The 14,334-nt window shown below is 64.7% G+C and carries 11 protein-coding genes and 6 tRNA genes; 15 read left to right on the forward strand and 2 right to left on the reverse strand.

The features are described 5' to 3' along the window. The first annotated feature begins 270 nt into the window (after positions 1-270). From DMX06_RS21985 to DMX06_RS22035, 11 genes are all read left to right on the forward strand, one after another. A tRNA-Ala gene (locus DMX06_RS21985) sits at positions 271-346 on the forward strand. A 72-nt stretch (positions 347-418) separates the two neighbouring features. Beyond that, a tRNA-Glu gene (locus DMX06_RS21990) sits at positions 419-494 on the forward strand. A gap of 53 nt (positions 495-547) precedes the next feature. Then, positions 548-623, forward strand: a tRNA-Ala gene (locus DMX06_RS21995). A gap of 42 nt (positions 624-665) precedes the next feature. Beyond that, positions 666-741, forward strand: a tRNA-Glu gene (locus tag DMX06_RS22000). 66 nt (positions 742-807) lie between these two features. Beyond that, positions 808-883: transfer RNA gene (locus DMX06_RS22005), tRNA-Ala, on the forward strand. A gap of 42 nt (positions 884-925) precedes the next feature. Further along, positions 926-1,001: transfer RNA gene (locus tag DMX06_RS22010), tRNA-Glu, on the forward strand. A 171-nt stretch (positions 1,002-1,172) separates the two neighbouring features. Continuing rightward, on the forward strand, positions 1,173-1,712 hold the full coding sequence (locus tag DMX06_RS22015) for a TetR/AcrR family transcriptional regulator (protein WP_110739334.1): 540 nt from the start codon (positions 1,173-1,175) through the stop codon (positions 1,710-1,712). A 24-nt stretch (positions 1,713-1,736) separates the two neighbouring features. After that, the gene (locus tag DMX06_RS22020; RefSeq protein WP_110739335.1) at positions 1,737-2,570 is read left to right on the forward strand and encodes an alpha/beta fold hydrolase; all 834 of its coding nucleotides are present in this window, start codon (positions 1,737-1,739) and stop codon (positions 2,568-2,570) included. Positions 2,571-2,613: 43 nt separating this feature from the next. After that, complete coding sequence (locus tag DMX06_RS22025) at positions 2,614-3,048, forward strand: acyl-CoA thioesterase (RefSeq protein WP_110739336.1); 435 nt, start codon at positions 2,614-2,616, stop codon at positions 3,046-3,048. A 52-nt stretch (positions 3,049-3,100) separates the two neighbouring features. Continuing rightward, positions 3,101-4,072 (forward strand): tRNA dihydrouridine synthase, encoded by a 972-nt coding sequence (locus DMX06_RS22030; RefSeq protein ID WP_110739337.1) that lies wholly within the window; start codon positions 3,101-3,103, stop codon positions 4,070-4,072. A gap of 167 nt (positions 4,073-4,239) precedes the next feature. Beyond that, the gene (locus DMX06_RS22035; protein WP_050704726.1) at positions 4,240-4,683 is read left to right on the forward strand and encodes an Hsp20 family protein; all 444 of its coding nucleotides are present in this window, start codon (positions 4,240-4,242) and stop codon (positions 4,681-4,683) included. Positions 4,684-4,891: 208 nt separating this feature from the next. Here the strand turns inward: DMX06_RS22035 and DMX06_RS22040 are convergent, their stop codons facing one another. After that, complete coding sequence (locus DMX06_RS22040; RefSeq protein WP_110739338.1) at positions 4,892-8,188, reverse strand: PAS domain S-box protein; 3,297 nt, start codon at positions 8,186-8,188, stop codon at positions 4,892-4,894. A gap of 61 nt (positions 8,189-8,249) precedes the next feature. Further along, positions 8,250-9,128 (reverse strand): LysR family transcriptional regulator, encoded by an 879-nt coding sequence (locus DMX06_RS22045; RefSeq protein WP_110739339.1) that lies wholly within the window; start codon positions 9,126-9,128, stop codon positions 8,250-8,252. 131 nt (positions 9,129-9,259) lie between these two features. Between DMX06_RS22045 and leuC the strand changes: the two genes are divergently transcribed. From leuC to asd, 4 genes are all read left to right on the forward strand, one after another. Further along, positions 9,260-10,693, forward strand: coding sequence for a 3-isopropylmalate dehydratase large subunit (gene leuC, locus DMX06_RS22050; protein WP_110739340.1), 1,434 nt, complete (start codon positions 9,260-9,262; stop codon positions 10,691-10,693). Continuing rightward, complete coding sequence (leuD, locus tag DMX06_RS22055) at positions 10,690-11,334, forward strand: 3-isopropylmalate dehydratase small subunit (RefSeq protein ID WP_110739341.1); 645 nt, start codon at positions 10,690-10,692, stop codon at positions 11,332-11,334. The genes leuC and leuD overlap by 4 nt, the downstream gene beginning before the upstream one ends. A gap of 90 nt (positions 11,335-11,424) precedes the next feature. After that, on the forward strand, positions 11,425-12,507 hold the full coding sequence (gene leuB / locus DMX06_RS22060) for a 3-isopropylmalate dehydrogenase (RefSeq protein WP_050704730.1): 1,083 nt from the start codon (positions 11,425-11,427) through the stop codon (positions 12,505-12,507). A 63-nt stretch (positions 12,508-12,570) separates the two neighbouring features. Then, on the forward strand, positions 12,571-13,683 hold the full coding sequence (asd, locus tag DMX06_RS22065) for an aspartate-semialdehyde dehydrogenase (protein ID WP_110739342.1): 1,113 nt from the start codon (positions 12,571-12,573) through the stop codon (positions 13,681-13,683). The last annotated feature ends 651 nt before the right edge of the window (positions 13,684-14,334 follow it).

Genomic DNA, 14,334 nt, shown 5'->3' on the forward strand with positions numbered 1-14,334 from the left:
AGCGGCCCCGGCGATTCTGCGTCAATGCACAGATTGTGGGACCGCGTTGCGGTCCTTTCGCGGCACAAGGCCGCTCCTACAAGGGAGCGGCGCTCTGATTCAGCAGGGCAGGGCGGTAAGTGATTGTTATCTGTGAAAAAAATTTTGAATATTTTCAAAAATTCGTTTGACAGCCCTGCAATCCGATCTTAATATGCGCCCCGTCCACAGCGATGAACGAAAACGAAACGCCAGGCACCCAGCCAGCGCTTCGGTTCAAAGCGACATTGTGGGGCTATAGCTCAGCTGGGAGAGCGCCTGCATGGCATGCAGGAGGTCAGCGGTTCGATCCCGCTTAGCTCCACCAAATTCCGACTGATGGCCAAGGCCGTCAGGCAAGACCGGTTCCAGCAAACGGGTCTTGAAGGTAAGAAGGTTCGTCCCCTTCGTCTAGTGGCCTAGGACACCGCCCTTTCACGGCGGTAACAGGGGTTCGAGTCCCCTAGGGGACGCCAGTTTTGCACAAGCGATGTTACATGATGTCGCTGGGCCGCGAGGCTAGAAATCCGGGGCTATAGCTCAGCTGGGAGAGCGCCTGCATGGCATGCAGGAGGTCAGCGGTTCGATCCCGCTTAGCTCCACCAATTTTGCCGCGATTCGCGAAAGCGGGTCGGCACGAAGGTTACGTCCCCTTCGTCTAGTGGCCTAGGACACCGCCCTTTCACGGCGGTAACAGGGGTTCGAGTCCCCTAGGGGACGCCACTTTTACCCGCGTTTGCGGGCGTTGAATGGCTCATCATCCAGATCGATGAGTCATTTGTTTTACTCGGGGCTATAGCTCAGCTGGGAGAGCGCCTGCATGGCATGCAGGAGGTCAGCGGTTCGATCCCGCTTAGCTCCACCAATTCGCCACGATTCGCAATAGCGAGTCGGCACGAAGGTTAAAGTCCCCTTCGTCTAGTGGCCTAGGACACCGCCCTTTCACGGCGGTAACAGGGGTTCGAGTCCCCTAGGGGACGCCAATTTTTTACCTGCGTTTTGCAGGACTTATAAGGCTCATTCGATTATTGAATGGGCCTTTTGTTTTTTAAGCCTCCCGAAAAATGTCGCTGCGCCGATCAATGGCCGCAGATTCCGCTTGCCAGAAAATATTATGAGCATAATATGATGACCATAATGTTTTGAGGTGAGCCATGAGCGACAAGAAGAGCAAGACCCGCGAACGCATCCTCGATGCCGCCCGCTGCGCGCTGGTCCAGCAGGGGCCGGCCGAGCCGAGCGTCAGCCAGGTCATGGGCGCCGCGGGGCTGACAGTCGGCGGCTTCTATGCCCACTTCGACAGCAAGGACGAGCTCATGCTCGAGGCGTTCAGTCAGTTGCTGGGTGAGCGCCGCGCCTTGCTCGGCCAGCTCGATCCTGCCCTTGATGGTGCAGAGCGCCGGGCCCTGGTCGCGGCCTTCTACCTGTCGCGCAAGCACCGTGATTCCGAGGTGCAGGCGTGCCCGATCCCCAATGCACTGAGCGAGATGCAACGCCTGCCGGAGGCGTTTCGCAACGTGCTGGCCGAACACATCGAGCTGATGACCGCACAGATGGTCGATCGCCCCGAAGACATCGACAAGGCGCTTGCCGATTTCGCCCTGATGGTGGGCGGCCTGGCCGTGGCCCGTGCCCTGGGCCACGGCGAGCTGTCCGACCGTATCCTGCGCGCCGCCAAGTCGGCGGTGATCTGAGCAACCTGACCCTGGAGCAAGGCGATGACTACTTTGAGCTGGATTCGTGGCGTCAATGGCACCCTCGGCCACCTGGTCCCCGAGCATGTCGCCGGCAAGATGCGCCGTGCCTTCATGACGCCGCGCAGCTTGCCGCCCAAGCCCTGGGAACTGCCGCTGCTGGCCCGCGCCGAGCGCATCACCCTGCGTTTCGGGCTGTCGGCGCTGCGCTGGGGACAGGGGCCGACGGTGTTGCTGATGCATGGCTGGGAAGGGCGCCCGACTCAGTTCGCGGCGTTGATCGAGCGGCTGGTCGACAGCGGCCACACCGTGGTGTCGCTGGAAGGGCCGGCCCATGGGCGCTCGCCCGGCGAGCAGGCGCATGTGGTGGCGTTCGCTCGCGCCTTGCTGGAGGCCGCCGCCGAGCTGCCGCCGTTGCGGGCGGTAATTGGCCATTCCATGGGCGGCGCCAGCCTGTTGTTGGCCCTGCAATGGGGGCTGCGCACTGATGCGGCGGTCAGCATCGCCGCGCCGGCACGCCTGCTTGGCGTGCTGCGCGGCTTCGCCCGGCGTCTTGGCCTGCCGGCCCGGGCCAGGGCCGCGTTCATCCGCCAGGTGGAGCGTGATGTCGGCGTCCAGGTGGCGCGCCTGGATGTCAGTGGCTACCAGCTGGATATGCCGGGGCTGGTGGTGCACGCCGAGGACGATCCGGTGGTGCCGGCCAGCGAGGCGCCGGTCATTCACCAGGCCTGGTTCGACAGCCGCCTGCTGCTGCTGGAGGAGGGCGGTCATCAGCGGGTGCTGGCCGACCCGCGGCTGGGCGAGGCGGTGATGGAGCTGTTGGCACGCTCCAGCCAGCGCGCGCGGCAAAGCGCCTGAGCATCCGTTACACTCTGCCCGTCACTGAACACCGGGAGCGGGCATGAGCTGGGATCTGGCAGCACCATTCATCATCGACCTACGCGTCGGCAGCGAGGACATCGACGGCCTCGGCCACGCCAACAACGCCGTCTATGTCACCTGGCTGGAGCGCTGCGCCTGGCGCCATTCCCAGCGCCTGGGGCTGGACCTGGCCGAGTATCGCCGGCTGGACCGGGCGATGGCCGTGGTCCGCCATGAAATCGACTACCTCGCCGCCGCCTACGAGGACGACGAGCTGCAGCTGGCCACCTGGATCGTCGACTGGGACCAGCGCCTGCGCATGACCCGGCGCTTTCAGCTCAAGCGCCCGAGTGACGGCGTGACCCTGTTGCGGGCGCAGACCACCTTCGCCTGCATCGAACTGTCCAGCGGCAAGCCCAAGCGCATGCCGGCGGAATTCCTCGACGGCTACGGTCCGGCGCTGACCGGCCGCTGAAGCGCGGCGGTTTTTTGCTAGACTGCCGCCTTTTTCGTGGCGAGACCCTGAAATGCAAATTGCCCTGGCCCCGATGGAGGGGCTGGTCGACAACATCCTGCGCGACGTCCTGACCCGGGTGGGCGGCATCGATTGGTGCGTCACCGAGTTCATCCGCGTCTGCGACCGTCTGCTGCCGGCGTCGTCGTTCGACAAGCTGGCGCCGGAGCTGCGCCAGGGCGCCCGCACTGCCGCCGGCGTGCCGATGCGCGTGCAACTGCTCGGCTCGGATCCTGTGTGCCTGGCCGAAAACGCGGCCCTGGCTTGCGAGCTGGGTGCGCCGGTCATCGACCTGAACTTCGGCTGCCCGGCCAAGACCGTCAACAAGTCCCGGGGCGGGGCGGTGCTGCTCAAGGAGCCCGAGCTGCTGCATGCCATCGTCCGCGAGGTGCGTCGCGCGGTGCCGGCGCATATCCCGGTGACCTCGAAGATGCGTCTGGGCTACGACAGTCCCGACGGCGCGCTGGACTGCGCCAGGGCGCTGGCCGAAGGCGGTTCGGCGCACCTGGTGGTGCATGCGCGGACCAAGGTAGAGGGCTACAAGCCACCGGCCCATTGGGAGTGGGTGGCGCGGGTGCAGGATGTGGTCGCGGTGCCGGTGTTCGCCAATGGCGAGATCTGGACGGTCGACGACTGGCGGCGCTGCCGCGAGGTCAGTGGTGCCAAGGACATCATGCTGGGGCGCGGGCTGGTGTCGCGCCCGGACCTGGCCTTGCAGATTGCCGCGGCCCGCGATGGCGTCGAGTACCAGCCGATGAGCTGGGACGAGTTGCTGCCGCTGTTGCGCGAGTTCTGGCGCCAGGCCCAGGACAAACTGTCGCCGCGCTACGCGCCGGGGCGGATGAAGCAGTGGCTGGCGATGCTGACCCGTGGCTATCCCGAGGCGGTGGCGTTGTTCGCCGAGTTGCGTCGGGAGGATGACTGCCAGCGGATCAGTAGGTTGCTGGGGGTGGAGATGCAGGCCGTCGAGGCTTGTGTCGCCTGAGCTGGCGCTATCGCGGGGCAAGCCCGCTCCCACGAAGCCATGCCCAGTCGTAAAATTTTTCAGGCCAGCCCTTGAAAGCCGTTTGCCCGGACATATCTCTTGAGTACGCGATGCCGAAGTCGGGTCGCGTAGTGACTTTACTTGCTGAATCTCAGGAGTTAATGACCATGACTACCGCTTTCTCTCTCGCACCGCTTTTTCGCAACTCCGTCGGTTTCGACCGTTTCAACGACCTGTTCGAAGCCGCCGCCCGTAACGAGGCCGGTAGCAGCTACCCGCCCTACAACGTGGAAAAGCATGGCGATGACCACTACCGCATCGTGGTTGCCGCAGCCGGCTTCCAGGAGCAGGACCTCGACCTGCAGGTCGAAAAAGGCGTCCTGACCGTGACCGGCGGCAAGCGCGACAACACAGGCGAAGGCGTCACCTTCCTGCACCAGGGCATTGCCCAGCGCGCCTTCAAGCTGTCGTTCCGCCTGGCCGACCATATCGAGGTCAAGGGCGCGGGCCTGGCCAACGGCCTGCTCAGCATCGAGCTGCTGCGCATCGTGCCGGAAGAAGCCAAGGCCAAGCGCATCCCGATCAACGGCGAAAAGCCGGCGCTGAACTGAGTTCGGCGGGATGAAAGAAAGGGCACCTTCGGGTGCCCTTTTTTTGTTTTGTGCGGACCCTGTAGGAGCGGCCTTGTGTCGCGAAAGGGCTGCGAAGCAGCCCCGGCGATATCAGCTTGATACACGAATCCTGGGGGCGCTTCGCACCCCTTTCGCGACACAAGGCCGCTCCTACAGGGATCGTGTAAATCCTGAATACCATGAGTAGTCAGTAATCCGCCGGCGCCTCCAGCAGCATCTGGCGGAACTCCGGCAACGGCAGCGGCCGGCTGTGCAGGTAGCCCTGGTACAGGTGGCAGCCCAGCCGCTCAAGGAACTCCAGTTGCTCGCTCAGCTCCACCCCCTCGGCAATCACCGCCAGTTCCAGGCTGCGGGCCATGGCGACAATGGCGCGGACGATCTCGGCGTCGTTGGGGTCGACCGGCGCGTCGCGCACGAAGGTCTGGTCGATCTTCAGCGCATCCACCGGCAGGCGCTTGAGGTAGGTGAGCGAGGAATACCCGGTGCCGAAATCGTCCATGGCGAAGCTCACGCCGTAGCCCTTGAGCTCGCGCATCTTGCTGATGGTGTCCTCCAGGTTCTGGATGACGATGCCTTCGGTGATCTCCAGCGTCAGCATGCGCCGCGGCAGGCGGTAGTCGTCGAGGCTGCGCAGTACCCGTTCGACGAAGTCGTTCTGGCGGAACTGCCGTGGGCTGATGTTGACGCACAGGCTGAAGTCGTCGGCGTCGATCAGGCCGTCCGCGAGCATGCGCGCGCAAGCATCGCAGGCCTCGTCGAGGATCCAGCTGCCGACTTCGAGGATCAGGCCGCTTTCCTCCAGCACCTGGATGAACTGCGCCGGCGGCTGCTGGCCCAGTTGCGGGTGGTGCCAGCGCAGCAGCACTTCGGCGCCGACGATGCGGTTGTCGCGGGCATCGACCTGGGGCTGGAAGTGCAGGGCCAGTTCGCCCCGGGCCAGGGCCAGGCGCAGGTCGCTCTCCATGCGCAGGCGCTCGCTGGCGGCCTTCTGCATGGTGGTGTGGAACAGCTGGGTGGTGTTGCGGCCGGAGTCCTTGGCCCGGTACAGGGCGATGTCGGCGCGCTTGAGCAGGTCGGCGGGGGTGGCGCCATGGTCGGGGATCAGCGCCACGCCGATGCTCGGCGTCACCTGCAGGCGCTGGCCGTCCAGCGACATCGGCTCGGCCAGCAGCTCGCGCAGGGTGTCGGCCAGCTCGCGGACCCGGGCCTCCACCACCTCACGGCTGCCCTCCAGGCCGCTGAGCAGCACCACGAACTCGTCGCCGCCCAGGCGCGCCACGGTGTCCTCCAGGCGTACGCTGGCCTCGAGGCGGGCGGTGATGATCTTCAGCACCGTGTCGCCCACCGGATGGCCCAGCGAGTCGTTGATGTGCTTGAAGTGGTCGAGGTCGAGGAACAGCAGCGCACCGCGCAGGTTGTGGCGCTTGAGCAAGGCGATCTGCTGGCTCAGGCGGTCCATCAGCAGGGCGCGGTTGGGCAGGTTGGTCAGCGGGTCGTGGTAGGCCAGGTGGCGGATCTGCGCCTGGGCGTTCTTCAGCAGGCTGACGTCGCGGGCGTTGATCAGCAGGCAATCGGTCTCGTTGAGGCTGATCGGCTCCACCGAGACCTCCACGGTGAGGATGTCGCCACGCTTGTTGCGCCCGAGCATCTCGCGGTGATGCACCCGGCCACGCTCACGCAGCTCGTTGAGCAGGGCAGAGCGCTGCTTGTCGTCGGCCCAGATGCCGATCTCGTAGACCGTGCGGCCTACCACTTCCTCGGGGCTGTAGCCGGTCAGCCGGCTGAAACCGTCGTTGACCTCCACATAGCGCCCGCTCTGGCGTTCGGTGATGGTGATGGCATCGGGGCTGGAGTGGAAGGCCTTGGCGAATTTCTCTTCGCTGGCCTTGAGCGCCGCCTCGGCGCGTTGCTGCTGGGTGATGTCACGCAGGGTGGTGACGCTGCAGGGCTGGCTGTCGACGCTGATCAGGCGGCTGGAGATCACGCAGGTCAGCGGCGTGCCGTTGCGGTGGTTGACCACCACTGCCACGTTGCTCAGGGCCTGGTCGCGGATTACCCGCTCGATGCGCTGGGCGCGCTCGGCCGATTCGGCCCACAGGCCGATCTCCTCGGCGGTATGGCCGAGGATCTGCTCCGGGTTCCAGCCGAAGGTCTGGCTGAAGGCCGGGTTGATCTCGATGAACTGGCCGGTGTCCTGGCGGGTCACGCAGATCGGATCGGGGCTGACCTGGAACAGGCTGGCGAACTTTTCTTCCGAGGCGCTCAGGCGCTGTTCGCGCTCGACCTGGTCGGTGATGTCGAGCAGGGTGCCGGCCATGCGCAGTGGGTTGCCCTGATCGTCACGGTACAGCCGGGCGCGGCTTTCGATATAGCGCGAGGCGCCGTTGTCCAGCTGCACGCGGTAGGTGATCTGGTAATTGCCCGCCGGCCCCTCGCGCAGGCTGCGGTAGGCCTGGCGCATGACGCTGCGCTCGTGCTCGGGCACGCCTTCGAAGAACGCCTCGAACGACTCGTGGAACGGCACCGGGTCCAGCCCGTGTAGCTGGGCGGCGCGGGCCGAGCCGTAGAGCATGCCGCTGGGAATATGCCAGTCCCAGGTGCCGAGCTGGGCCGAGTCCAGGGCCAGGTCGAGGCGCTCCTGGCTGTCCTTGAGCGCCTGCTCGGCGCGCTTGCGCTCGGTGGTGTCGACGAAGGTGCTGATCAGGTAGGTGACGCCTTCGAGTTCGATGCCCTGGGTGCAGAGGATGCCGTCGTGGATCTTGCCGCTGGTGGCGCGGAACTGCACTTCCAGGGTGAACGGGCCGTTGCCGGCGCGGGTGGCGTCCATCACCAGGTGGCGTTGCTCGGGATTGACCCACAGGCCAAGCTCCAGGCTGGTCTTGCCGACCACCTGGGCTCCCGGCCAGCCGAACATGTGCTCGAAATGCTGGTTGACCTCGATGATCAGGCCGTCGTGGCGGCGGGTCAGGAGGATGGCGTTGGGGCTGAGGTGGAACAGGGTGGCGAAGCGCTTTTCCGAGTTGATCAGCGCGGTTTCCCGCTCGCGCTGGCGGGTGATCTCGCGGATGACCCCGATCATCTGCGGCCGGCCATGGGGATCGTGGGTCAGGCTGCCGTTGATCTCCAGCCAGTGCACGCTGCCATCGGGCCAGCGGATGCGGTGGCGCATGGCCTGCTCCACCGGCTCGCCGTTGACCACGGCCTGGAACGCCTGGCGGGTGCGGGCGCGGTCTTCCTCGGGCAGCAGGTCCAGGTAGTCGACGTCGTTGGGTAGCGGGCGCTGCGGATCGAAGCCGAACAGTGCCTGGGTGCCCCGTGACCAGCTCACCCGGCCACTCTCGATGTCCCACAGCCAGGCGCCCAGGCGCGCACCGTTGAGCGCGGCCAGCAGCTGGGGAGCGTTCTGCCAGGCCAGCTCCGACTCCTGGGGATCAGCCGCAGGGATGCGTGGCAGGCGCGGAAAGCGGTTTGCTGATTTGGGCATCGGTACCAGACCTTTGGCGGAAAACGCGTCCTTGTGGATGTCATGCCGTGCTGACGAGCGGTCAGGCGGACCCTGCATGGCTGTCGAGCAGGGCCATGAAAGCCCTGGCCGCGTTCGACAGCGTGCGTTCGGTATGCAGTATGTAGCCTAGCTGGCGTGACAGCTGTATGCCGGGCAGGGCGATGGGCGCCACTTGTTCATCGAGCATAGTACGTGGCAGCACACTCCACGCCAGGCCGATCGACACCATCATCTTGATGGTTTCCAGGTAGTTGGTGCTCATCGCGATGTTCGGCACCAGGCCCTGGCTTTCGAACAGGCGCTGGACGATATGGTGGGTGAAGGTGTTGCCGCCGGGGAACACCGCCGGATGGCGCGCCACGTCGGCCAGGCTGACCGCACCGTTGCTGGCCAGCGGGTGCTCGGGCGAGGCGACGAAGTCCAGGGCGTCGTCCCATACCGGCACGGCCCGCACCAAATGGTGCGGCTCGGGCGCCAGGGTGATCACGGCAATTTCGGCGCGACCATGCAGCACCTCGTCGTAGGCCGCCTCCGAGTCGAGGAACTGGATATCCAGGGCCACCGCCGGGTACTGGCGGGTAAAGGCACGCAGCAGCGGCGGCAGGCGGTGCAGGCCGATGTGATGGCTTGTAGCCAGGGTCAGGCGACCGCCCACCGCCCCGGTGAGGTTGGTCAGGGCGCGGCGGGTATCATCGAGTACGTTGAGGATCTGATAGGCGCGGGGCAGCAGGGCGCGGCCGGCCTCGGTGAGCGTGACCTCGCGACCCAGGCGGTCGAACAGGCGCACGTCCAGTTGCTGCTCGAGGCCGGCGATGCGCTTGCTGATGGCCGGCTGGGTCAGGTGCAGGCGTTCGCCCGCCCCGGAAAAACTGCCGGTTTCGGCGATGGCGATGAAGGCGCTGAGGTTGGCCAGGTCCATCTATTTGAATTCCTGATGGTTATGCAAAGCATGAAAATTATGAATTTGAGTTATTCAATCTATCGCCATAGCATCGTCCGTACAAGCCAAGGGGTCTTTGGCATAGAAAGACGCTGATGAGGAACAGTCTGATGGCTGGCAAAACGCTCTACGACAAACTCTGGGAAGCTCATGAGGTCAAGCGCCGCGATGACGGCTCGTCCTTGATCTACATCGACCGCCACATCATCCATGAAGTGACTTCGCCCCAGGCTTTCGAAGGCCTGCGCCTGGCCAGCCGCAAACCCTGGCGCATCGACGCCAACATCGCCACCCCCGACCACAACGTGCCGACCACGCCGGAGCGCAAGGGCGGTATCGAGGCCATTGTCGACCAGGTGTCGCGCCTTCAGGTGCAGACCCTCGATGAGAACTGTGACGAATATGGCATCGTCGAATTCAAGATGAATGACGAGCGTCAGGGTATCGTCCATGTCATCAGCCCGGAGCAGGGCGCGACCTTGCCGGGCATGACCGTGGTCTGCGGCGACTCGCACACCTCCACCCACGGCGCGTTCGGCGCCCTGGCCCATGGCATCGGCACCTCCGAGGTCGAGCACGTGCTCGCCACCCAGTGCCTGGTGGCCAAGAAAATGAAGAACATGCTGGTGCGCGTCGAGGGTGAACTGCCCGCCGGTGTCACCGCCAAGGACATCGTCCTCGCCGTGATCGGCAAGATCGGCACCGCCGGCGGCAACGGCCACGCCATGGAGTTCGCCGGCAGCGCCATCCGCGAGCTGTCGATGGAAGGCCGCATGACCATCTGCAACATGTCCATCGAAGCCGGTGCCCGGGTAGGCCTGGTGGCTGTCGACGGCACCACCGTCGCCTATGTCGAAGGCCGTCCGTACGCGCCGAAGGGCGAGCAGTGGACGCAGGCCGTCGAGGCCTGGAAAGGCCTGGTGTCCGACGCCGATGCTGTGTTCGACACGGTGGTCGAGCTCGACGCCGCGCAGATCAAGCCGCAGGTCAGCTGGGGCACTTCGCCGGAGATGGTCCTGGCCGTCGACCAGCGCGTGCCGGACCCGGCCGCCGAGCCCGACCTGATCAAGCGCGGCTCGATCGAGCGCGCCCTCAAGTACATGGGCCTGGCCGCCAACCAGGCGATCACCGACATCAAGCTCGACCGTGTGTTCATCGGCTCGTGCACCAACTCGCGCATCGAAGACCTTCGCGCCGCCGCCGAGATCGCCAAGGGCCGCAAGGTCGCCGCCAACGTCAAGCAGGCGCTGGTGGTGCCGGGTTCGGGCCTGGTCAAGGCCCAGGCCGAGCGCGAAGGGCTGGACAAGATCTTCCTCGAGGCCGGTTTCGAATGGCGTGAACCGGGCTGCTCGATGTGCCTGGCGATGAACCCGGACCGCCTGGAGAGCGGCGAGCACTGCGCGTCCACCTCCAACCGCAACTTCGAAGGCCGCCAGGGCGCCGGTGGTCGTACCCACCTGGTCAGCCCGGCCATGGCCGCCGCCGCCGCGGTGACCGGCCACTTCATCGATGTCCGCGAGTTGATCCAAGGGAGCGCAGCATGAAAGCCTTTACCCAGCACACCGGTCTTGTCGCGCCATTGGATCGTGCCAACGTCGACACCGATCAGATCATCCCCAAGCAGTTCCTCAAGTCGATCAAGCGCACCGGCTTCGGCCCCAACCTGTTCGACGAGTGGCGCTACCTGGACGTCGGCCAGCCTTACCAGGACAACAGCAAGCGCCCGTTGAACCAGGACTTCGTGCTCAACCATGCGCGTTACCAGGGTGCCAGCGTGTTGCTGGCGCGGGAGAACTTCGGTTGCGGCTCGAGCCGCGAGCATGCCCCATGGGCACTCGATGAGTATGGTTTTCGCAGCGTGATCGCGCCGAGCTTCGCCGACATCTTCTTCAACAACAGCTTCAAGAACGGCCTGTTGCCGATCATTCTCGACGCTGCCGAGGTCGACGAGCTGTTCAAGCAGGTCGAGGCCAACCCGGGTTACCAGCTGACCATCGACCTCGAGGCCCAGGCGGTGACCCGCCCGGACGGCAAGGTGCTGAAGTTCGAGATCGACGCGTTCCGCAAGCACTGCCTGCTCAACGGCCTGGACGATATCGGCCTGACCCTGCAGGACAGCGACGCGATCAAGGCGTTCGAGGGCAAGCACCGCGCCAGCCAGCCCTGGTTGTTCCGCGACGCGTGATTGACTGCTTGCCCCGCGCAGAGGGGCATTGGACACTGAAGTACTTCGGCGCGCCTGCGAGGCGCGCCGCTTGATTGGATAGAGGAACGCATGAGCAAGCAGATTCTGATTCTCCCAGGTGACGGCATCGGTCCGGAAATCATGGCCGAGGCGGTCAAGGTGCTGGAACTGGCCAACGACAAGTTCCAGCTCGGCTTCAGCCTCACCCACGACGTGATCGGCGGCGCGGCCATCGACAAGCACGGCGTGCCCCTGGCCGACGAGACCCTGGCGCGCGCGCGCCAGGCCGATGCCGTGCTGCTGGGCGCCGTGGGCGGCCCGAAGTGGGACAAGATCGAGCGTGACATCCGTCCGGAGCGCGGCCTGCTGAAGATCCGTTCGCAACTGGGCCTGTTCGCCAACCTGCGCCCGGCCATCCTCTATCCGCAACTGGCCGATGCCTCGTCGCTCAAGCCCGAGATCGTTTCCGGCCTGGACATCCTCATCGTCCGCGAGCTGACCGGCGGCATCTACTTCGGCGCGCCACGCGGCCAGCGCGAGCTGGAAGGCGGCGAGCGCCAGGCCTACGACACCCTGCCGTACAGCGAGAGCGAAGTGCGCCGCATCGCCCGTGTCGGCTTCGACATGGCCCGCGTGCGCGGCAAGAAACTGTGCTCGGTGGACAAGGCCAACGTCCTGGCGTCCAGCCAGCTGTGGCGCGAAGTGGTCGAAGAGGTGGCCAAGGACTACCCGGACGTCGAGCTGAGCCACATGTACGTGGACAACGCCGCCATGCAGCTGGTGCGCGCGCCCAAGCAGTTCGACGTGGTGGTGACCGACAACATGTTCGGCGACATCCTGTCGGATGAGGCTTCCATGCTCACCGGTTCCATCGGCATGCTGCCGTCGGCGTCGCTGGATGCCGACAACAAGGGCATGTACGAGCCGTGCCACGGTTCGGCGCCGGACATCGCCGGGCAGGGCATCGCCAACCCGCTGGCGACCATTCTCTCGGTGTCGATGATGCTGCGCTACAGCTTCAACCAGACGGCCGCCGCCGAGGCGATCGAGCAGGCGGTGAGCCGGGTGCTGGACCAGGGCCTGCGCACCGGCGACATCTTCTCCGAGGGCTGCCGCAAGGTGGGTACGCAGGAAATGGGCGACGCAGTAGTCGCAGCGCTGCGGAATCTGTAATCTCTCTGGCCCGCCACCAAAAACTCCCGGTGGCGGCCCACTTTTAGCAAAGGTGTAGTTGCGATGAAACGTGTAGGTCTGATCGGTTGGCGTGGAATGGTCGGTTCCGTGCTCATGCAGCGGATGCTCGAAGAGCAGGACTTCGACCTGATCGAGCCGGTGTTCTTCACCACCTCCAACGTCGGTGGCCAAGGCCCGAGCGTGGGCAAGGACACTGGCCCGCTCAAGGACGCCTACAGCATCGACGAGCTCAAGACCCTCGACGTGATCCTGACCTGCCAGGGCGGCGACTACACCAACGAAGTCTTCCCCAAGTTGCGCGAAGCGGGCTGGCAGGGTTACTGGATCGACGCGGCCTCGTCCCTGCGCATGCAGGATGACGCGGTGATCATCCTCGACCCGGTCAACCGCAAGGTCATCGACCAGCAGCTGGACGCGGGCACCAAGAACTACATCGGCGGCAACTGCACCGTCAGCCTGATGCTGATGGGCCTGGGCGGCCTGTTCGAAGCCGGCCTGGTCGAGTGGATGAGCGCCATGACCTACCAGGCGGCCTCGGGCGCCGGCGCGCAGAACATGCGTGAGCTGATCAAGCAGATGGGCGGTATCCACGCGGCGGTCGCCGATGACCTGGCCAACCCGGCCAGCGCCATCCTCGACATCGATCGCAAGGTGGCCGAGGCCATGCGTGGCGAGGGCTTCCCGACCGACAACTTCGGCGTGCCGCTGGCCGGCAGTCTGATTCCGTGGATCGACAAGGAGCTGCCGAACGGGCAGAGCCGCGAAGAGTGGAAGGCCCAGGCCGAGACCAACAAGATCCTCGGTCGCTTCAAGAGCCCGATCCCGGTCGACGGCATCTGCGTGCGGATCGGCGCCATGCGTTGCCACAGCCAGGCGCTGACCATCAAGCTGAACAAGGATGTGCCTTTGGCGGATATCGAAGGCATGATCAGCCAGCATAATCCCTGGGTGAAACTGGTGCCTAACCAGCGTGAGATCAGCATGCAGGAGCTGAGTCCTACCAGTGTGACCGGGACTCTCAACGTGCCCGTTGGGCGGCTGCGCAAACTGAACATGGGGTCGCAGTATCTTGGGGCCTTCACCGTTGGCGACCAGTTGCTGTGGGGGGCTGCGGAGCCGCTGCGGCGGATGTTGCGGATTCTGCTGGAGCGGTGATCTGGGTGGTTTGAGTTTGGATTTTGAAGAGCCCGTGTCGCGAGAGTGATGCGGGTTTTTTTATTGATGTTAGATTGGTTCTTGGTTGTTTTTAGGGTTGTGTTCGGATTCTTTTTCAGCGGCGACGCTGACATCGCTGTTTCGCCTTGCGGCGACTTACTTTTGTCTTGGCAAAAGTAAGCAAAACCGCGCGCTCATTCATCCGGCCCCTGCGCTTCGCTCCGGGGTTCCCTCGCTCCGGCCTTGCTCCCGGGAGGACCGCACTGACGGGCCATCCATGGCCCGCAGTGCTCGACGGCCATCCATGGCCGTCGCCTCCCTCCGCAAGGCCTGCGCTCGGCCTCCTGAAATCGCGCAAGATACGGGCGGCGCCTGGACTGGCGCAGCTGTCGCTAGTTGAATGTGTAATTAAACTCTCAATCCCATCGCGGGAACAGCCAATATAAAACTAAGTGTCAAACAACTAACTTCACACTTCTTGCTCTTGCTCTTGCTCTTGCTCTTGCTCTTGCTCTTGCTCTTGCTCTTGCTCTTGCTCTTGCTCGGCGTTTTTCAAGGTGGTTGTCGCGTCTGACCTTTAATTCATGCTGCTTGTTTATCGTACTGTTGTTCTCGATCAGGATTCAGCAATACGGTTCCTACGGGCTGCCA

Source organism: Pseudomonas mosselii (genome assembly GCF_003205295.1).
In the GTDB taxonomy this organism is placed as follows: Bacteria; Pseudomonadota; Gammaproteobacteria; order Pseudomonadales; family Pseudomonadaceae; genus Aquipseudomonas; species Aquipseudomonas mosselii_B.